General features: G+C 30.4%; 18 protein-coding genes and 2 pseudogenes. 12 read left to right on the top strand and 8 right to left on the bottom strand.

What is annotated here, in order from left to right; genetic code table 11:
• The first annotated feature begins 5 nt into the window (after positions 1-5).
• From AJ936_RS02515 to AJ936_RS02545, 7 genes and pseudogenes are all read left to right on the top strand, one after another.
• On the top strand, positions 6-938 hold the full coding sequence (locus AJ936_RS02515; protein WP_002877515.1) for a DMT family transporter: 933 nt from the start codon (positions 6-8) through the stop codon (positions 936-938).
• Positions 935-1,750 carry a 3-deoxy-8-phosphooctulonate synthase gene (kdsA, locus tag AJ936_RS02520; protein WP_002854449.1) on the top strand — a complete coding sequence of 272 codons (816 nt, stop codon included), beginning with the start codon at positions 935-937 and terminating at the stop codon, positions 1,748-1,750. Before AJ936_RS02515 ends, kdsA begins: the two co-directional genes overlap by 4 nt.
• Positions 1,747-2,211, top strand: coding sequence for a 6,7-dimethyl-8-ribityllumazine synthase (ribE, locus tag AJ936_RS02525; protein ID WP_002854278.1), 465 nt, complete (start codon positions 1,747-1,749; stop codon positions 2,209-2,211). The genes kdsA and ribE overlap by 4 nt, the downstream gene beginning before the upstream one ends.
• Positions 2,211-2,609, top strand: coding sequence for a transcription antitermination factor NusB (nusB, locus tag AJ936_RS02530; protein ID WP_002854405.1), 399 nt, complete (start codon positions 2,211-2,213; stop codon positions 2,607-2,609). Before ribE ends, nusB begins: the two co-directional genes overlap by 1 nt.
• A pseudogene (pyrF, locus tag AJ936_RS02535) lies at positions 2,606-3,283 on the top strand (orotidine-5'-phosphate decarboxylase); the annotation flags it as partial. The gene nusB and the pseudogene pyrF, both read left to right, overlap by 4 nt.
• A 57-nt stretch (positions 3,284-3,340) precedes the next feature.
• The gene (msrP, locus tag AJ936_RS02540) at positions 3,341-4,234 is read left to right on the top strand and encodes a protein-methionine-sulfoxide reductase catalytic subunit MsrP (protein WP_070274026.1); all 894 of its coding nucleotides are present in this window, start codon (positions 3,341-3,343) and stop codon (positions 4,232-4,234) included.
• The gene (locus AJ936_RS02545) at positions 4,234-4,806 is read left to right on the top strand and encodes a sulfite oxidase heme-binding subunit YedZ (RefSeq protein WP_052949532.1); all 573 of its coding nucleotides are present in this window, start codon (positions 4,234-4,236) and stop codon (positions 4,804-4,806) included. The genes msrP and AJ936_RS02545 overlap by 1 nt, the downstream gene beginning before the upstream one ends.
• On the opposite strand, the gene AJ936_RS02550 is transcribed toward AJ936_RS02545, so the two are convergent.
• From AJ936_RS02550 to rpsU, 8 genes are all read right to left on the bottom strand, one after another.
• Positions 4,771-6,483 carry an ATP-binding protein gene (locus AJ936_RS02550; protein ID WP_002861139.1) on the bottom strand — a complete coding sequence of 571 codons (1,713 nt, stop codon included), beginning with the start codon at positions 6,481-6,483 and terminating at the stop codon, positions 4,771-4,773. The genes AJ936_RS02545 and AJ936_RS02550 overlap by 36 nt on opposite strands.
• Entirely contained in the window at positions 6,483-7,307 is an 825-nt protein-coding gene (locus tag AJ936_RS02555) for a hypothetical protein (protein ID WP_070274027.1), read from the bottom strand. The genes AJ936_RS02550 and AJ936_RS02555 overlap by 1 nt, the downstream gene beginning before the upstream one ends.
• A gap of 10 nt (positions 7,308-7,317) precedes the next feature.
• Positions 7,318-7,794: a hypothetical protein gene (locus AJ936_RS02560; protein WP_002870780.1), complete on the bottom strand. Its 477-nt coding sequence runs from the start codon at positions 7,792-7,794 to the stop codon at positions 7,318-7,320.
• Between the two features lie 8 nt (positions 7,795-7,802).
• Positions 7,803-8,294 carry a YajQ family cyclic di-GMP-binding protein gene (locus tag AJ936_RS02565; RefSeq protein ID WP_002861136.1) on the bottom strand — a complete coding sequence of 164 codons (492 nt, stop codon included), beginning with the start codon at positions 8,292-8,294 and terminating at the stop codon, positions 7,803-7,805.
• Complete coding sequence (locus AJ936_RS02570) at positions 8,284-9,219, bottom strand: D-2-hydroxyacid dehydrogenase (RefSeq protein ID WP_052949527.1); 936 nt, start codon at positions 9,217-9,219, stop codon at positions 8,284-8,286. Before AJ936_RS02570 ends, AJ936_RS02565 begins: the two co-directional genes overlap by 11 nt.
• A 2-nt stretch (positions 9,220-9,221) precedes the next feature.
• The gene (locus AJ936_RS02575; RefSeq protein WP_002870777.1) at positions 9,222-10,391 is read right to left on the bottom strand and encodes a glutathionylspermidine synthase family protein; all 1,170 of its coding nucleotides are present in this window, start codon (positions 10,389-10,391) and stop codon (positions 9,222-9,224) included.
• Between the two features lie 9 nt (positions 10,392-10,400).
• Positions 10,401-11,006 (bottom strand): UPF0323 family lipoprotein, encoded by a 606-nt coding sequence (locus AJ936_RS02580; protein ID WP_002870776.1) that lies wholly within the window; start codon positions 11,004-11,006, stop codon positions 10,401-10,403.
• Between the two features lie 116 nt (positions 11,007-11,122).
• Positions 11,123-11,335, bottom strand: a complete 213-nt coding sequence (gene rpsU, locus AJ936_RS02585) for a 30S ribosomal protein S21 (RefSeq protein WP_002780697.1) — start codon at positions 11,333-11,335, stop codon at positions 11,123-11,125.
• A 158-nt stretch (positions 11,336-11,493) separates the two neighbouring features.
• On the opposite strand from rpsU, the pseudogene ccoG reads away from it, so the two are divergent.
• The 5 genes and pseudogenes from ccoG to cmeC all read left to right on the top strand — a co-directional run bounded on the left by ccoG (position 11,494) and on the right by cmeC (position 19,281).
• A pseudogene (ccoG, locus tag AJ936_RS02590) lies at positions 11,494-12,871 on the top strand (cytochrome c oxidase accessory protein CcoG).
• Positions 12,858-13,490: a multidrug efflux system transcriptional regulator CmeR gene (gene cmeR / locus AJ936_RS02595; RefSeq protein ID WP_070243286.1), complete on the top strand. Its 633-nt coding sequence runs from the start codon at positions 12,858-12,860 to the stop codon at positions 13,488-13,490. Before ccoG ends, cmeR begins: the two are co-directional and overlap by 14 nt.
• A gap of 94 nt (positions 13,491-13,584) precedes the next feature.
• Positions 13,585-14,688, top strand: coding sequence for a multidrug efflux RND transporter periplasmic adaptor subunit CmeA (gene cmeA, locus AJ936_RS02600; protein WP_070274029.1), 1,104 nt, complete (start codon positions 13,585-13,587; stop codon positions 14,686-14,688).
• Positions 14,688-17,810, top strand: a complete 3,123-nt coding sequence (cmeB, locus tag AJ936_RS02605; RefSeq protein WP_002861130.1) for a multidrug efflux RND transporter permease subunit CmeB — start codon at positions 14,688-14,690, stop codon at positions 17,808-17,810. Before cmeA ends, cmeB begins: the two co-directional genes overlap by 1 nt.
• Positions 17,803-19,281: a multidrug efflux transporter outer membrane subunit CmeC gene (gene cmeC / locus AJ936_RS02610; RefSeq protein WP_070274030.1), complete on the top strand. Its 1,479-nt coding sequence runs from the start codon at positions 17,803-17,805 to the stop codon at positions 19,279-19,281. The genes cmeB and cmeC overlap by 8 nt, the downstream gene beginning before the upstream one ends.
• Positions 19,282-19,290: the final 9 nt, after the last annotated feature.

Below are 19,290 nucleotides of genomic sequence, written 5' to 3' on the forward strand. Positions count from 1 at the left end.
AAAAAATGCTAAAAGTAATCAAGCATAATTTAGGAATTTATTTCATGATTTTAGCATGTTTGGACTTTGCACTTATGGGAGCTTGTGCAAAAATTCTTAGCAAGGAAATGAGTTCTATAGAAATTATGTTTTTTAGAAATATTATAGGAATTTTTTTCATAGTCTATCTTTTAAAACGATCTAAGGCACATAAAGAAGGGGGACATTTTTGGCTCTTGGTATTTCGTGGAGTAGTAGGCACGCTTTCACTATATATGTTTTTCTATAATGTTTCAAATATTACACTAGGTGGAGCTTTTGCTTTTCAAAAAACTGCTCCTATTTTTATTACTTTAATAGCTTTTGTTGTTTTTAAAGAAAATATTGGCATCAAAGGCTGGATAGGAATTTTAATAGCATTTGGTGGAGTACTTTTAATCGCTCAGCCTTGGGCTCATAATTTAAATCATTCAGGCTTTGATTTAAAAAATTCAGTTATAGGTATCACGAGTGGATTTTTAGCTGCTTTAGCTCTTACAAGTGTAAGAGAACTTAGAAAATCTTACACTACAGAACAAATTGCCTTTTCTTTTATCCTTTTAGGAACCTTAATGCCTTTAATTTCTATGATCAGTGCTGAATTTTTTGAACCACAGCATCTTGATTCTTTACATTTAGATTTCATTCTAGCACCTTTTGTGATGCCAAGTCTTACAGCTTGGCTTATCATTGCCATTATGGGAACTTTAGGCACCATTTATCAAATTCATGTCACTAAAGCTTATGGTATCGCTAAACAAGCAGGAGTAGTTGCTGGAGTTAGTTATCTTGATGTGGTATTTAGTATGATAGTTGGGATAATTTTAGGAGATAATTTACCAAGTACTATGGTTTTTTTAGGTATAATAGGCATTATTTTTGGTGGATTAATTTTAGTTAAGAACAAAGGAAAAAAATGAAAAAAATGATACTCATTGCTGGTCCTTGTGTGATAGAAAGCAAAGATTTGATTTTTAAAGTTGCCGAACAATTAAAAAATTTTAATGAAAACCCAAATATAGAATTTTATTTCAAATCAAGTTTTGATAAGGCCAATCGCACAAGTATTAATTCTTTTAGAGGTCCTGGTCTTGAAGAAGGATTAAAAATTTTACAAAGCGTAAAAGATGAATTTGGCATGAAAATCTTAACCGATATACACGAAAGCAATCAAGCAAACCCTGTAAGTGAAGTAGCTGATGTCTTGCAAATTCCTGCTTTTTTATGTCGTCAAACCGATTTACTTGTAGCCGCAGCAAAAACTAAGGCAAAAGTTAATATCAAAAAAGGACAATTTTTAAACCCAAGCGATATCAAATACAGCGTTAAAAAAGTTCTACAAACCCGTGGTATAGAAGATGAAGGCTATGAAGCTGCTCAAAAAAATGGTGTTTTTGTAGCTGAAAGAGGAGCTAGCTTTGGCTATGGAAATCTAGTAGTAGATATGCGTTCTTTAGTTATCATGCGTGAATTTGCTCCAGTTATTTTTGATGCTACCCATAGTGTACAAATGCCAGGGGCTGCAGGTGGAAGTAGCGGAGGGAAAAGCGAATTTGTAGAACCTTTAGCAAGAGCGGCAGCAGCCGTAGGCATAGATGGCTTTTTCTTTGAAACACATATTAATCCTTGCGAGGCTTTATGCGATGGACCTAATATGCTTAATCTTACACGCCTTAAAAATTGCGTTAATACATTACTAGAAATACAAAATATCATAAAGGAAAACAAATGAACATTATTGAAGGAAAATTAAATTTAGACTCAAATACAAAAATTGCTATCATTAATGCAAGATTTAATCATATCATCACAGATCGCCTTGTAGAAGGAGCAAAAGATGCTTTTTTAAGACACGGAGGCAAAGAGGAAAATCTAAGCCTTATACTTGTTCCTGGTGCTTTTGAACTTCCGTATGCGTTAAAAAAAGCTATAGAAAGCAAAAAATTTGATGCAATTTGTTGCGTAGGCGCAGTAATTCGTGGCTCAACTCCGCATTTTGACTATGTTTCAGCAGAAACCACCAAAGGCATAGCCAATGTGAGTTTAAATCATAATATCCCTGTAAGCTTTGGTGTTTTAACTACAGATACAATAGAACAAGCCATAGAAAGAGCTGGAAGCAAAGCAGGCAATAAAGGCTTTGAAGCTATGACAACTGTAATCGAGATGTTAAATTTAAGCAAGGAGCTTTAATGGCAACGCGTCATCAAGTTCGCCAAAGCGTCATCTCCTTACTTTATGCTTTTGAATTAAATTCTCAAAACAACGTTTTTGTAGATGAAATTTTAGATGAAAAAAAAATACGCAATGAACAAAAAAATTTTACTTTAAATTTATATCATGGAATTTTAGATAATTTAAACAATATTGATGAAACCTTAAATTCATTTCTAAATGATAATCAAATTACAGCTTTAGGACATGTAGAAAGAGCTATACTAAGACTTGGAGCTTATGAGTTACTTTTTACCGATACTCCTAGTGCTATTGTCATCAATGAGGCTATAGAACTTGCTAAAGAACTTGCTAATGACAATTCTCCAAAATTTATAAATGGAGTTTTAGATGCCTTAATAAAGGCTAAAAAATGAAGCTTTGTGTCGCACTTGATCTTTCTACAAAAGAAGAATGCTTACAACTTGCTAAAGAATTAAAAAATTTAGACATATGGTTAAAAGTAGGTTTAAGAGCATATTTAAGAGATGGTTTTAAATTCATAGAAGAACTTAAAAAAGTTGATGATTTTAAAATATTTCTTGATCTTAAAATTCATGATATTCCCAACACTATGGCAGATGCTTGCGAAGAAATATCAAAACTTGGTGTTGATATGATCAATATCCACGCAAGTGCTGGAAAAATAGCCATGCAAGAAGTTATGACACGGCTTAGCAAATTTTCAAAAAGACCATTAGTTTTAGCAGTTTCTGCTCTTACGAGTTTTAATGAAGAAAATTTCTTTAGTATTTATAGACAAAAAATCGAAGAAGCTGTAATTAATTTTTCAAAAATATCCTATGAAAATGGACTTGATGGTATGGTATGCTCTGTTTTTGAAAGTAAAATCATCAAAGAACACACCCAAAGAAATTTCTTAACTCTCACTCCAGGAATTCGTCCATTTGGAGAGAAAAATGATGATCAAAAACGCGTCGCTAATTTAACAATGGCTAGAGAAAATTTAAGCGATTTTATAGTAGTTGGACGCCCTATTTATAAAGATAATAACCCTAGAAAAATTTGTGAAAAAATTCTACAAGAAATTTAATAATCATTATCCTTGTTATATTTTAATAATAAAAATTTTTAATAAGGAAAAATTATGATTATAACTCCTGAGAATTTATATAAAAAAAGAAGAGATTTTTTAAAACTTGGAGCAGGTGCTTTAATAAGTTCAAGCGTGCTTGCTTCTAAATTATCTGCTTTAAATTTCACAAGCGATACTAATCCAAACAAACTTGAAATCAGCGATGAAGAACTGGCTACAAATTATGTCAATTTTTATGAATTTTCAACAGATAAAAAAAAGGCTGTATCATTGGCACAAAATTTCAATACTCAAAATTGGAAAATCGATATCAGTGGAGAAATAGAAAAACCTTTAACTTTAAGCATGGAGGATATTTTAAAATTCCCTCTAGAAGAAAGAATTTATCGTTTTCGCTGTGTTGAAACTTGGTCTATGGTGGTACCTTGGGTAGGCTTTGAATTGCGTCGTTTGATTGAAATGGCAAAGCCTACAAGCGAAGCAAAATTTGTTAAATTTACCACTCTTTTAGATAAGAGCCAATTTCCCGATCAAGACGCTTTATTTCCAACTATAGACTATCCTTATGTAGAAGGACTTCGCGTGGATGAAGCTATGCATCCTCTTACCTTGCTTGCAGTAGGAATGTATAAAAAAGCCTTAAAGCCTCAAAATGGCGCTCCAATACGCCTTGTTGTCCCTTGGAAATATGGCTTTAAAAGTATTAAATCCATAGTTAAAATAGAATTTACCAAAGAACAGCCTAAATCCACTTGGGAAAGTTACGCTCCAAACGAATATGGTTTTTATGCCAATGTCAATCCTAATGTCTCTCATCCTAGATGGTCTCAAGCTAACGAGAGGGCTTTAGGAGACTTCTTTACCAAACCTACTTTAATGTTTAATGGCTATGAAAAAGAAGTGGCAAGTTTATATAAAAACATGGACTTGAAAGTGAATTTTTAATGCAGACAAAATACTTTAAATTTCTTGCTTATTTTAGCTTTATCATAAGTTTAATATATGGCTTTTATCATATCATAAAAGCCTTTGATTTTGTAAAAGAAGCCTATATTTACACCGGAATATTTGCTTTAATCTTTTTAAATTTAAGTCTTTTATTTTCTTTACTTAAATTTAAAAAAACAAAAAATTATCCTAAAATTTTAGGTATTTTTGCAGTTTTTTGGGCGATTTTGCACTTTTTAAATTATTTTATTTTTGATAGAAATGCTCAAATTTCAAGGCTTTTCGATGATATTTCACATCGTTTATTAGAAGCAAGTGGATTTATCGCATTTTTAATCATATTTTTAATGCTTTTAAGTTCTTTTAAAATCTTTAAAAAACTTAGTAAAATCAGAAAACTAGGATATTTATGCTTAGTTTTGGCAAGTTATCATTATTTTTTAACCCCAAAAGTTCCTATGTTTTGGGAATGGAGTGCTTTAATTATAGCTTTGTTTTATTTTATAGTTCGCTATACAAAAACATTAAAAAAGTTAAAATCCAACAATCTTACTTTTATCAAAACTTGAATTTAATTCTTTTTGTATGCTTTCTATAAAATCTTGCATTTTAAAAACCCCATCTTGTGATACAGCTACTTTCAAAGCTGTATTCTTTACTACCATTAAAATTTGTGCTCCACTTAATTCATAATTTGATAAAATATTTATATCAAAATCTTTTTCGAATAATGCTTTTTTAGGTAGAAATTTTTCCCAAATTTTAAGCCTATCTTTAAAATCAGGTTTTTTAAATTCTATCTTATAATCAAATCTTCTTGAAAATGCACTATCTAAACTTTCTAAAAAATTTGTCGTAGCGATAATCACACCACTAAAACGCTCAATTTGCTCTAAGAATATATTTTGCATTTGATTATGCATTTTATCGCTACCACTACTTCCATCTACACGCGTACTTAAAAACTGATCGGCTTCATTGAGAAGTAAAATAGGACTTTGTTTACAAGTTTGCACGATATTTTTATAAGTATCAAAAATTTTTCTTACATTTTGCTCACTCTCTCCAACCCATTTGCTCAAAATTTTAGAACAGTCAAAACTAAGAACAGATTTTTTCATTGATTTAGCCATAGCTAAAGCTGACATAGTTTTTCCAGTACCAGCAGGACCATAAAAAATAATTTTAGCTTCTATATTTTTATTACTCTTTATACCCCAAGAATGAAGTCTTTCTAGGACTTTTTTATCTTGTTGTTTTAAAATATTTTCTAAAAGCTCTTTTGTATTTTCAGGCATAATAATATCATTGATGTCAGTGCTTGGTTCTATAAGCTCGAAAATATCTTGATCTTTTAAAACACTTTCAATTTTGATTTTTTTACTTTGTTTTGGTTCAAAATTTATAATTCTTTGTAAAATTTCATCGATAATAAAAAAACTTTTAGAAATATCTCCAAAAGCATTTAAATATTCATCATACTCGATTAAGTTTAAAAGAGGAGCATTTTCTTGTAATAGTTTTTTATTTTTATGCCTTTCTAAATCATTTTCACTGATTAAAGAAAGTAAAGAATTCATTTCTCTAGAAATCGAACTTTCATTACTTAAGGCGTATTCTTCTTTTAAAAGTGCTAGAAAAATAATTTGTTCTTTATGTTCAAGATTGTATTCTTTAAAAATATCAGCTAATACATTATAAAATTTACTTTTTTTTAGTCTTTCTTTGATATGTTTTTCATAAAGTTTAATTTGGTTTTTTATTTCACTATTATAAGCACTTTTTTGTATAAAACTTAATCTTTCGTATAATTGAATACGCACAAATTCATCTTTTAAATATTCTAAATAATCTGCATAAGCCTCTTGTTTCTCAAAGTTTAAACGAGGTTTTGCTTCTAAAAATTCTAAAAAATATTCACTTAGACTAAGCTCACTTTGCAATAAGGCAAGAGTTAATGTTTGAGTTTTATTATTTTCTAAACTTTTAAAAAAACTCGAATTTTGATTTACAAAACCTCTTTCGATAAGTTTTTTTAAATCCTCCAAAGCATCAAGATAAAGATACTTATCATTTCCAAAAATTGTCGATAATAAAGTAAAGGCATTGATAGAAGAAATAGAAACGACATAATTTCTACAGAGCTCTCTAAGAATCAAAGCCTCATTTTTAGCACACTTAAGCTCTTTATAAATTTGAGTATCTTCTATATTTTTCAAACTTAAAAAATTTTTTAATTTTTCCATTATTTTTTAAATTCCTTAAGCTCATCTTCGTTAAATTCTACGCAAATATTTTCATCTAAAAAATGACCTTCAAAAGGTAGATAACAAATTTTTAGTTTTCCATTATTAAGCAAAAAATTATTATTAAATTGTAAATTTTGCAGATCTTCAAAACACTCATCACATGTATTTTTAAGCCTCTCATGTAAAAGATTTTGAAATTTTTGATTTTCAGTATTATACAAATCATTTAGTTTTACAAACGTGTGAGTATTAATATCATAAACAAAATTATTTAACTCTAAAATAGCACGACTCATACCATCTTCATAAAAATAATACCATTCTTCAAAACTAATTTTTCCATCTTGTAAAAAAATAGGTTTTTGGCGAATTTGTTCAAAGCTAAATACACCCTTATGGACAGGATGAAATTCTTTAAAATCATCATTAAAACCTATAAAATCAAGACTATGCTTTATACGAATGCCATCTTGCGTTTCAACAAGTTCTAAAGTAGTCGTTCCTAAATTTTTTCCTTGAAAATTTTTATTATCATATGTAAGCATTTTAGAAGAATTGATTTTATATTTTTTACGCTCATCCTGCCAAAAATCATTTGTCTTAACGAGCGGAATCTCTAAATTTCCATTTATATCATCAACAATTAAAAAACTAGAACTTGTTTGATTTTTATCCCTGTCAAAAAGTGGAGTCATAGGTGCATTATCATAAACTATGGCAAAAATTTCTTTATCCTGCAAATGATAAAAATACAATTCACCTTTATAAACTTGTGCTAAAGCTAGATTGACAAAGCAAAATACCAGTAAAAAAAATTTCAAACTCTATCCTTCAATTTTGAATATGCGTTAAGATAATTTTAGTATGTGAAATTTTATCAAAAAAACTTACTTTATTATCACAAACTTGATAAAAAATTTCATAATTTTTTGCTTTTAAATTTTGTTCAAAACCACAATCAGTTTTTTCTAAATTTCTACCCTGCCATAAAGCATTTGCCTTTAAAACATCACTTAAAATATCATCATAATATACATTTTTAAAAAATTTTTGATTAAACACTTTTTTATCATAACACACTGCATTGATGCAAATTTTATCCTTGATTTTGAGTTCAAAAAAAGCTTGCCCTAGTTTATAAACTTCTAAATTTAAAGCATTATTTTCTTTTTTTAAAAAAGCTGCATCATTGATTTTTATCATAGGAGAAGCAATCAAAACCATCAAGCTTTGACTTGAAAAATTTTGATTTTTCACACTACAAGCACAAAGAAAAAAAATAAAACACAGAGCTAAACAATGTTTCAAATTTGACCTTATTTGAGATTTTTAAAACTGATATTTAACTCTAAATCAAGCTCTTTTACAAGCTTCATCACAGCTTGTAAATCATCGATTTGTTTTGCTACAACACGAATTTCTTCACCACGAATCGAAGAGTTAACTTTAAGCTTGCTATCTTTAATAGCTTTATTGATTTTTTTAGCATTTTCACTATCAATAGCATCGTTTGCTTTCAAATTTAAACGAAACATTGCTCCACTTTCACGAGAAAGCTCTTTAATAGCATTAGGATTAATTCCTCTTTTGATAAGTTTAGAAATCACTATATCTTTTAAAACATCAAGTTTTCCTTCACTAGAAGAACTGAGTTTAAAAATACTCTCTTTTTCGTTTAAATCAATCTCACACTTAATTCCTTTTAAGTCATAACGACTATCAAGTTCTTTTTTAGCTTGTTCAAAAGCATTTTTTAACTCTTGCTTATCTAAAGCTGCTGAAATATCAAAACTATGTTCACTTGCCATTTTCTATCCATTCTTTTAAATTATTATAAACTATATCCATTAAAGCATTTAAAGCTTCCTTACTCGCCCATGCAACATGAGGAGTGATAATAAGATTTTCTTTATTTTTAATGCTTAAAAGCGGATGATTTTTCATCATAGGTTCAATTTCTAAAACATCAAGTCCTACACGAATATTTTTTTCATCTATGATTTTAGCTAAATCATTTTCATTGATAATCCCACCTCTTCCTACATTAATCAAAATCGCATTATCTTTTAAAAGCTTTAATTCTTCAAAGGTGAGTAAATTTTTAGTTTTTTCACTTAGAGGTGCGTGAATACTTATAATATCGCAAGTTTTTAATAAATCTTTTAATTCCAAATGTACAAAATCTGCGTTTTTATTAGCTCCACTCGTAGAATAATAATAAATTTCAGCTCCAAAAGCCTTTGAAATTTTTGCCACTTCTTTACCTATAGCTCCTAAGCCTATAATACCATGTTTTTTACCGCTTAAGGTATTTAAAATTCTGCTATAATCTGTAAAAATAGGACTTTCACACCATTTACCCTCTTTACTCCATTTGTCATAATAAAGCACTTGATTTAAAAAAGCAAACATAAACGCAAAAGTATGTTGCACAACGCTCATAGTAGAATACCCAGCAGCATTTTTTACAATAATACCTTTTTCTTTAGCATACTCAATATCGATATTATTAACCCCTGTGGCAGTTTCTAAAATGAGTTTTAAATTTTTACAAGCATCAATCACATCTTTATCAATTACAACCTTGTTTGTCATGGCAACATTAGCATCTTTTAAACGCTCTATAGTTTGCTCTTTATTTGTTGTAGTATAAATTTGTAAAGAACCAAATTTTTCAAAAACACTTAAATCATAATCCCCTAAAGTTGCCGCATCTAAACAAACAATTTTCATTTCTAATCCTTTATAATATGTCCTACAAATTTAGAATAATTATCAAGCACAAGACCACCTTTTCTAAATCCTAAGCCACACCCTTCATAGGCAAAGAAAACACCTGCTTGATAGTATTCGTTTTCACATGAATTAAACTCTACATATTCTTGATAAATAGCCTTATTATTCCCATAAGGACCTACATTTTCATGCAAAGTTTTTCCATCTTTAATTATACTTATATTTGCGCCTTCTCTACCAAAAACAGGTTTTTTAACATAATTTTTACCCTCTAAAGGAGTATCTTTTGTTTCTAAAAGTAATGGATGATTTGGATAAAGCTCCCATAAAATTTTTAAAATTCCCTTAGATTGAAATAAAAGCGTATAAGCAGGATTTAAAATAATCGCTCTTTGATTACGCATAATCTGAGTTAAAAGCATAGCAAGTTCACCCTCTTCTATAGCTATATCTTCCCAAGGAATAAGCTTAAACCAATACTCATAATTTTCACCCTCTTTAAAAATTCCTTCTTCACTAAATTCTACCTCATCTACAAAGGAAAAATTAGTTTGAAAACCTGCTTCATTGGCTATATGGGAAAGTAATTTTGTAGTGATTTCTTCTTCTTTGCTTCCTGCAACACTTGAAAAAAGAATTTTCCACCCTTGGTAATGCTCTTCAAACTCTTCAACACTTTCATCAAGGGTAATAAGTCTTTTAAAATTATCCATCAAACTTTCATAAATGCTATTAAATTGTGCGCTTTCATCCATTCCATTTTGTTTTAAAAGTGCCCATTGTAAAATCGCACTTTCAAAAAGAGCAGTAGGGGTATCAGCATTAAATTCTATAAGTTTTATAGGCTTACCATCAAGCCCACCCGCTAAATCAAAACGCCCATATAAATGCCAATGAACCTCATTTTCCCAACTCATTTTAATCGCATCAATAAGATTAAAAGGGATTCCAAGCTCATCAAAACGATCATTGTCAATCACTTCTTGCGCTGCAGCAATAAACATATCATAAAGCTCATTTACCGCTTCATAATAAGCATTAGCTTCACTTTCCTTAACACAAACTAACTTATTGCTAATATAATCACTTCCATCTTCATCTGTATGCCAAGAAAAACCTATATTTTCTAAATAATCTTTTTGAAGTTTGTCTACTTGTAATAATTGCATTATTTATCCTTAAGAACCAAAAGAAGAACTAGAACTTGTGGCTTTAGAGCCTCCACTAAAAAAACCTGATTTTTTAGCACTTGAAGCGGAGCTTGTTGTACCTGCTTTATTAAAACTATTAACACTCCTTTGATAAGCACTTTGATTTGAAAAAGCACCGCGTTGTTGGTTGGCAAAATTTTGATTATTGAAAAGTTTTGAACCTATCCAACTTCCCAAAATAGCGCCTGCAGCACTTGCGAGTAAAGTTTCTCCCAAACTCAATCCTCCACTACTGATTTGTCCATTGTCTTTAGTTAAATTTGAAGTTCCATTATCAATTTTAGCTGCTTCTTCTTTAATCAAAGCATCCATTTCTTCTTTGGATAAAATTCTTTCTGTACCATTAAGATCTTTTAAAACTACCCTTGTTTCATCACTTGGATATTGATCTTTGATTTTATACTGCCCTGGAGCTGTTTCTTCGATAATTACAAAAGCTCCTTGAACATTAGCTGCTTGATTTAAAGTATCTGCATTGTCATTATTACTTCCACAACCTGCTAAAGCACCTCCAGCAACAGCTGCTAAACCACCTATCATACCAATTTGAATGATTTTTTTGATTTTTTTCATAAGTTTATCCTAAAAACAGAAAATTTAAATTAGAAATTTTAACAAAAAATAATAAATACTTTTTAATACCGAATGAAGATTTGTAGGTATAAAAAAAGCCCTTTCGGGCTTTTGGGTTAGAGTCTTGACTCGTAGCGTCTAAGCATATAAAGTCTTTTAAGCATTTTTTTGCGTGCTGAAATTTTTTGTTTTTTGCGAATTTCAGTCATAGGCTCGAAAAATCTTCTTGCTCTTACTTCAGTTACAACTAGATTTCTATCTACTTGCTTTTTGAATTTACGATACGCTTCATCAAAAGACTCGTTAGGATGCACCTTGATTCCTGGCACAGTCCTCACCACCTTTCTGTGTAAATTTTTGTTGTGAAATATAATTATAAAACACTTCTTATTAATTCTAACTTAGAAAGCATTTAAAAATTGTTTTAGTTTTTATCGGCTATAATCCTTAGTTACAAAGTGCTAAAAATTATAATTAAGGTCTAAAAATGCAAGGACACATTACAAACTATACAAAAAAACGATATTTTATATATTTAATTGCAAGTATTGTCATATTTGCTCTACCTTTCATAAGAATTAATGAAAATCATTTTTTTCTTTTAAGTTTTGATCACTCTAAATTAAACCTATTTTTTATTTCTTTCTCAACACAAGAATTTTATCTTATGCCTTTTGTTCTTATATTTCTTTTTTTATTTATTTTTTTTATTACAACTTTAGGCGGAAGAATTTGGTGTGCTTGGAGTTGTCCACAAACGATTTTTAGAGTTATATATAGGGATATTATACAAACTAAATTTCTTAAAATTCGCAAAAATATTAATAATAAACAAAAAGAATATGAGGGACAATATTTTAAAAAATTTCTTGGAGTAATAATTTTTTATTTTATATCTTTAGTTGCTATTAGTAATTTACTTTGGTACTTTATTCCTCCTGAAGATTTTTTCAATTATATTCAAAATCCTGGTGAGCATCTACTTTTACTTGGAATTTTATTTTGCGCTAGCTTACTTTTTACTTTAGATATTACCTATTTACAAGAAAAGTTTTGTGTTTATGTCTGCCCTTATGCAAGAATACAATCTGTAATGTTTGATCATGATACAATGCAAGTGATCTACGATGAAAAACGCGGAGGTTTGATTTATGATGGACACACCAAACTTCATAAAAAACCGCCTGAAGGAGAATGCATAGGTTGTGAAGCCTGTGTTAGCATCTGTCCAACTCATATTGACATACGCAAAGGAATGCAACTTGAATGTATTAATTGTCTTGAATGTGCCGATGCTTGTTCTAAGGTACAAAGCAAATTTAATCGTCCAAGTTTGATCAATTGGACAAGTGCAAAAGCTATTGAAACGCGTTCTAAGGTTCATTATTTAAGATTTAGAACGATAGCATATTTTGTAGTTCTTTTAATTGCTTTACTGGCTTTAATCATCATGGGAAGCAAAAAAGAAAGCATGCTTTTAAATATCAATCGTAGTAGTGAATTATATAATATTTCAAATGTTAAAGGCAAATTAGTCATTTCAAATGCTTATACCTTTTTGTTTCAAAATACAGATTCTAAACCTCATGAATATTATTTTACAGCAAATTTAGAAGGAATAAATGATGGAATTGAAATCATAAGACCAAACAAACCTTTTAAATTAAAAGCGGGAGAGCAAGTTAAAAAAATAGTTGTTATCAAAGCTACAAAAAATTTAGTAAACAACGATAAAAAAGATGTAATCTTTCCTTTACATATAAAAGCTTATGCAAAAGATAATGAAAAAATTTCGGTTTTTAGAAAAAGTATATTTGTATACCCCAAAAACACTCTTACAAAGGATAAAAAATGAACTCAAATAGAACACCATCACAAAAAGTTTTAGCTAGACAAGAGAAAATCAAAGCAGTGGCCTTAGAGCTTTTTTTAACAAAAGGTTACCAAGAAACAAGTTTGAGTGATATTATTAAATTATCCGGAGGATCTTATTCTAATATTTATAATAGTTTTAAAAGCAAAGAAGGATTATTCTTTGAAATTTTAGATGACATATGTAAAAAACATTTTCATCTTATTTATTCCAAAACACAAGAAATTGAAAATGGTACTTTAAAAGAAATTTTAACTTCTTTTGGTTTAACTTTTATAGAAATTTTTAATCAACCAGAAGCTGTAGCTTTTGGTAAAATTGTTTATTCTCAAGTTTATGATAAAGATAGACACCTTGCTAATTGGATAGAAAACAATCAACAAAATTTTTCCTATAACATACTTATGGATTTTTTTAAGCAACAAAATAATTCTTATATGAAAAAAAATGCAGAAAAACTTGCTGTTCTTTTTTGTACTATGTTAAAAGAACCTTATCATCATCTTAATGTTTTAATTAATGCTCCTGTGAAAAATAAAAAAGAACAAAAAGAACATGTTGAATTTGTTGTAAACGTTTTTCTAAATGGGATCAATGGTTCCAAAGCTTAAAAAATAATTTTATTAACCAAAATTAAGATATAATTAGCCAAAAATTTTTGTAATAAATATTACAATTTTTAATTTAATTTTTCAAGGCAAAACCATGAAATTATTTCAAAACAATATTATTTTAGCTTTAAGTGTTGTGCTTTTACTCACTGCTTGTAGCAAAGAAGAAGCACCAAAAATACAAATGCCGCCTCAACCTGTAACAACAATGAGTGCTAAATCTGAAGATTTGCCACTTAGTTTTACTTATCCTGCTAAACTTGTCAGTGATTATGATGTTATTATAAAACCTCAAGTTAGTGGCGTAATAGTAAATAAACTTTTTAAGGCTGGAGATAAGGTAAAAAAAGGACAAACATTATTTATTGTAGAGCAAGATAAATTTAAAGCTAGCGTTGATTCAGCTTACGGACAAGCTTTAATGGCTAAGGCAACTTTTGAAAACGCGAGCAAGGATTTTAATCGTTCCAAGGCTCTTTTTAGCAAAAATGCAATCTCTCAAAAAGAATACGACTCTTCTCTTGCTACATTTAATAATGCAAAAGCTAGTCTAACAACTGCTAGAGCACAACTTGCAAATGCAAGAATTGATCTAGATCATACCGAAATAAAAGCTCCTTTTGATGGTACTATAGGAGATGCTTTAGTTAATATAGGGGATTATGTAAGTGCTTCAACAACTGAACTAGTTAGAGTTACAAATTTAAATCCTATTTACGCAGATTTCTTTATTTCAGATACAGATAAACTAAATTTAGTCCACAATACTCAAAGCGGAAAATGGGATTTAGACAGCATTCATGCAAATTTAAATCTTAATGGAGAAACCGTTCAAGGCAAACTTTATTTTATTGATTCCGTTATAGATGCTAATAGTGGAACAGTAAAAGCTAAAGCTGTATTTGATAACAACAACTCAACACTTTTACCGGGTGCTTTTGCAACAATTACTTCAGAAGGTTTTATACAAAAAAATGGCTTTAAAGTGCCTCAAATAGCTATTAAACAAGATCAAAATGATGTTTATGTTCTTCTTGTTAAAAATGGAAAAGTAGAAAAATCTTCTGTACATATAAGCTACCAAAACAATGAATACGCTATCATTGACAAAGGATTACAAAATGGCGATAAAATCATTTTAGATAACTTTAAAAAAATTCAAGTTGGTAGCGAAGTTAAAGAAATTGGAGCACAATAATGTTTTCTAAATTTTTTATCGAAAGACCTGTTTTTGCTTCAGTTGTTGCAATTATCATTTCTTTAGCTGGAGTCATCGGTCTTACAAATTTACCTATAGAACAATATCCTTCTTTAACTCCTCCTACAGTTAAGGTAAGCGCAACTTACACAGGAGCTGATGCACAAACCATTGCTTCAACAGTTGCAAGTCCTATCGAAGATGCAATCAATGGTGCAGATAATATGATTTATATGGATTCAACTTCAAGTTCTTCAGGAACTATGAGTTTGACTGTTTATTTTGATATCGGCACAGATCCCGATCAAGCCACTATAGATGTTAATAATAGAATTTCAGCTGCAACTGCAAAAATGCCAGATGCAGTTAAAAAACTTGGAGTAACTGTTAGAAAAACTTCTTCAGCAACACTTGCTGCAATTTCTATGTATTCAAATGATGGTTCAATGAGTGCGGTGGATGTATACAACTACATCGCTTTAAATGTTTTAGATGAGTTAAAAAGGGTTCCGGGAGTTGGGGATGCAAACGCTATAGGAAATCGTAATTATTCTTTAAGAATTTGGCTAAAACCTGATTTATTAAATAAATTTGGAATCACAGCTACTGATGTAATTTCTGCGGTTAATGACCAAAATGCTCAATACGCAACTGGTAAAATTGGCGAAGAGCCCGTAACTCAAAAATCCCCTTATGTTTATTCAATCACTATGCAAGGAAGACTACAAAATCCTAGCGAATTTGAAAATATTATTTTAAGAACAAATGATGATGGATCATTTTTAAGACTTAAAGATATAGCTGATGTAGAAATAGGATCACAGCAATACAGCTCACAAGGACGATTAAATGGCAATGATGCAGTTCCGATTATAATCAATCTTCAATCAGGGGCAAACGCATTGCATACAGCAGAACTTGTCCAGGCTAAAATGCAAGAACTTTCAAAAAATTTCCCAAAAGGTTTAACATATAAAATTCCTTACGACACAACAAAATTTGTGATAGAATCAATCAAAGAAGTAATTAAAACTTTTGTTGAAGCTCTAATTTTAGTTATCATTGTTATGTATATGTTCTTAAAGAATTTCCGTGCAACGCTTATTCCTATGATAGCAGTACCTGTTTCATTATTAGGAACTTTTGCTGGACTTTATGTTTTAGGCTTTAGTATTAACTTGCTTACGCTTTTTGCCTTGATTTTAGCTATAGGGATTGTTGTAGATGATGCGATTATAGTTGTGGAAAATATCGATAGGATTTTACACGAAAATGAACAAATAAGCGTAAAAGATGCTGCTATCCAAGCGATGCAAGAAGTTAGCTCTCCGGTTATTTCAATTGTTCTTGTACTTTGTGCTGTTTTTATACCCGTTTCTTTTATATCAGGTTTTGTTGGAGAAATTCAAAGACAATTTGCCCTTACCTTAGCAATATCTGTAGCCATATCAGGTTTTGTTGCTCTTACTTTAACACCTTCTTTATGTGCACTCTTTTTACGACGTAATGAAGGAGAGCCATTTAAATTTGTAAAGAAATTTAATGATTTTTTTGATTGGAGTACTTCTGTATTTAGCACAGGAGTAGCATATATTTTAAAAAGAACCATTCGCTTTGTTTTAATTTTTTGTATTATGCTTGGGGCAATTTTTTATCTTTATAAAGCTGTACCAAGCTCTTTAGTTCCTGAAGAAGATCAAGGTTTGATGATTGGCATTATTAATCTTCCTTCGGCTTCAGCACTTCATAGAACAATCTCAGAAGTTGATCATATAAGTCAAGAAGTTTTAAAAACCAATGGAATTAAAGATGCAATGGCTATGATAGGATTTGATCTTTTTACAAGCTCATTAAAAGAAAACGCTGCTGCAATGTTTATAGGCTTGCAAGATTGGAAAGATAGAAATGTGAGTGCTGATGAAATCGCCATGGAACTTAATAAAAAATTTGCTTTTGATCGCAACGCTTCAAGTATATTTATAGGCCTACCTCCTATACCTGGATTAAGCATCACAGGTGGTTTTGAAATGTATGTTCAAAACAAAAGTGGAAAAAGTTATGATGAAATACAAAAAGATGTAAATAAACTTGTTGCTGTAGCCAACCAAAGAAAAGAACTATCAAGAGTAAGAACAACCCTTGATACAACTTTCCCTCAATACAAGCTTATAATTGATAGAGATAAATTAAAACACTACAATCTTAACATGCAAGATGTTTTTAACACAATGAATGCAACTATAGGCACTTATTATGTTAATGATTTTTCTATGTTAGGCAAAAACTTCCAAGTAAATATCCGTGCAAAAGGTGATTTTAGAAATACACAAGATGCATTAAAAAATATTTTTGTAAGATCAAACGATGGAAAAATGATACCACTTGATTCTTTCTTAACTTTACAAAGAAGTTCAGGGCCTGATGATGTAAAACGATTCAACCTTTTCCCAGCGGCACAAGTTCAAGGTCAACCCGCACCAGGTTATACTTCAGGTCAAGCTATAGAAGCGATTGCTCAAGTAGCAAAAGAAACCTTAGGGGATGATTATTCCATAGCTTGGAGTGGATCAGCCTATCAAGAAGTTTCTAGCAAAGGAACAGCAAGCTATGCTTTTGCTTTAGGGATGATATTTGTCTTCTTAATTCTAGCTGCCCAATATGAAAGATGGCTTATACCTTTAGCAGTTGTAACAGCTGTGCCTTTTGCGGTATTTGGATCATTTTTATTGGTATATTTAAGAGGATTTAGCAATGATATATATTTTCAAACAGGACTTTTGCTCTTGATTGGACTTTCAGCTAAAAATGCTATCTTGATCGTAGAATTTGCAATGGAAGAGCGCTTTAAAAAAGGCAAAGGAGTTTTTGAAGCAGCTGTTGCAGCAGCAAAACTTCGTTTTCGTCCTATCATAATGACTTCTTTGGCATTTACTTTTGGGGTCTTGCCAATGATTTTCGCAACAGGAGCAGGAAGTGCTTCAAGACACTCTTTAGGAACAGGGCTTATTGGTGGAATGATCGCAGCATCAACTTTAGCGATATTCTTTGTGCCTTTATTTTTCTATCTTTTAGAAAATTTTAATGAATGGCTAGATAAAAAAAGAGGTAAGGTTCATGAATAAAATAATTTCAATTAGCGCTATAGCAAGTTTTACTCTTTTGATTTCAGCTTGCTCTTTAAGTCCAAATTTAAATATTCCCGAAGCAAACTATAGCATTGATAATAAGCTTGGGGCCTTATCCTTGGAAAAAGAAAACAATAGCTCTATCACAAAAAATTGGTGGAAAGATTTTGATGATGAAAATTTAAATAAAGTGGTTGATTTAGCACTTAAAAATAATAATGATTTAAAACTTGCCTTCATACACATGGAACAAGCTGCTGCTCAATTAGGTATAGATTTTAGCAGTTTGTTGCCAAAATTTGATGGTAGCGCAAGCGGTAGTCGTGCAAAAACAGCTATAAATGCTCCAAGCAATCGAACTGGGGAAGTAAGTTACGGTAATGATTTTAAAATGGGGCTTAATTTAAGCTATGAAATCGATCTTTGGGGAAAATATCGCGATACATATCGTGCCTCAAAATCAAGCTTTAAAGCAAGTGAGTATGATTATGAAGCTGCAAGACTTTCTGTTATTTCAAATACGGTTCAAACTTATTTTAATCTTGTAAATGCTTATGAAAATGAAAATGCTCTTAAAGAAGCTTATGAATCTGCAAAAGAAATTTATAGGATTAATGATGAAAAATTTCAAGTTGGTGCTGTAGGTGAATATGAACTTGCTCAAGCAAGAGCCAACTTAGAAAGTATGGCTTTGCAATGCAATGAAGCAAAATTAAATAAAGAAAATTACCTTAAAGCTTTAAAAATTTTAACTTCAAATGATTTAAATGACATACTTTACAAAAATCAAAGCTATCAAGTTTTTAATCTTAAAGAATTTGACATTCCAACTGGAATTTCGAGTACCATCTTGCTTCAACGTCCAGATATTGCCTCTTCTTTAGAAAAATTAACTCAGCAAAATTATCTTATTGGAGTATCTCGCACGGCTTTCTTGCCTAGCCTTTCTTTAACAGGATTATTGGGATTTGAAAGCGGGGATTTAGATACCTTGGTTAAAGGAGGTTCTAAAACTTGGAATATAGGTGGAAACTTTACTCTGCCTATTTTTCATTGGGGTGAAATTTACCAAAATATAAATTTAGCCAAGCTTAGTAAAGATGAAGCTTTTGTAAATTATCAAAATACCTTGATTACTGCTTTTGGAGAAATTCGCTATGCTTTAGTAGCTAGAAAAACTATACGCTTACAATACGATAATGCACAAGCAAGCGAACAATCTTACAAAAGAATCTATGAAATTGCTAAAGAACGCTATGATATAGGAGAAATGTCTTTGCAAGATTATTTAGAGTCACGTCAAAATTGGCTTAATGCTGCGGTTGCTTTTAATAATACTAAATATTCTTATGCTAATTCCATAGTAGATGTAATCAAAGCATTTGGTGGAGGATTTGAGCAAAGCGAAGATACAGGCAAAAATATAAAAGAAGAATCAAAAAATTTAGATATGTCTTTTAGAGAATAGTTTGTTCTA

The organism is Campylobacter sp. BCW_6877, from assembly GCF_001762445.1.
Taxonomy (GTDB): Bacteria; Campylobacterota; Campylobacteria; order Campylobacterales; family Campylobacteraceae; genus Campylobacter_D; species Campylobacter_D jejuni.

What these genes read in the sequence shown, in the direction of transcription:
- cmeA (WP_070274029.1), top strand. Translation starts at nt 13,585, where the DNA reads ATGAAATTATTTCAAAACAATATTATTTTAGCTTTAAGTGTTGTGCTT.
- AJ936_RS02565 (WP_002861136.1), bottom strand. Translation starts at nt 8,294, where the DNA reads ATGGCAAGTGAACATAGTTTTGATATTTCAGCAGCTTTAGATAAGCAA.
- msrP (WP_070274026.1), top strand. Translation starts at nt 3,341, where the DNA reads ATGATTATAACTCCTGAGAATTTATATAAAAAAAGAAGAGATTTTTTA.
- kdsA (WP_002854449.1), top strand. Translation starts at nt 935, where the DNA reads ATGAAAAAAATGATACTCATTGCTGGTCCTTGTGTGATAGAAAGCAAA.
- AJ936_RS02575 (WP_002870777.1), bottom strand. Translation starts at nt 10,391, where the DNA reads ATGCAATTATTACAAGTAGACAAACTTCAAAAAGATTATTTAGAAAAT.
- AJ936_RS02545 (WP_052949532.1), top strand. Translation starts at nt 4,234, where the DNA reads ATGCAGACAAAATACTTTAAATTTCTTGCTTATTTTAGCTTTATCATA.
- AJ936_RS02580 (WP_002870776.1), bottom strand. Translation starts at nt 11,006, where the DNA reads ATGAAAAAAATCAAAAAAATCATTCAAATTGGTATGATAGGTGGTTTA.
- cmeC (WP_070274030.1), top strand. Translation starts at nt 17,803, where the DNA reads ATGAATAAAATAATTTCAATTAGCGCTATAGCAAGTTTTACTCTTTTG.
- cmeB (WP_002861130.1), top strand. Translation starts at nt 14,688, where the DNA reads ATGTTTTCTAAATTTTTTATCGAAAGACCTGTTTTTGCTTCAGTTGTT.
- AJ936_RS02550 (WP_002861139.1), bottom strand. Translation starts at nt 6,483, where the DNA reads ATGGAAAAATTAAAAAATTTTTTAAGTTTGAAAAATATAGAAGATACT.
- AJ936_RS02570 (WP_052949527.1), bottom strand. Translation starts at nt 9,219, where the DNA reads ATGAAAATTGTTTGTTTAGATGCGGCAACTTTAGGGGATTATGATTTA.
- ribE (WP_002854278.1), top strand. Translation starts at nt 1,747, where the DNA reads ATGAACATTATTGAAGGAAAATTAAATTTAGACTCAAATACAAAAATT.
- cmeR (WP_070243286.1), top strand. Translation starts at nt 12,858, where the DNA reads ATGAACTCAAATAGAACACCATCACAAAAAGTTTTAGCTAGACAAGAG.
- AJ936_RS02515 (WP_002877515.1), top strand. Translation starts at nt 6, where the DNA reads ATGCTAAAAGTAATCAAGCATAATTTAGGAATTTATTTCATGATTTTA.
- nusB (WP_002854405.1), top strand. Translation starts at nt 2,211, where the DNA reads ATGGCAACGCGTCATCAAGTTCGCCAAAGCGTCATCTCCTTACTTTAT.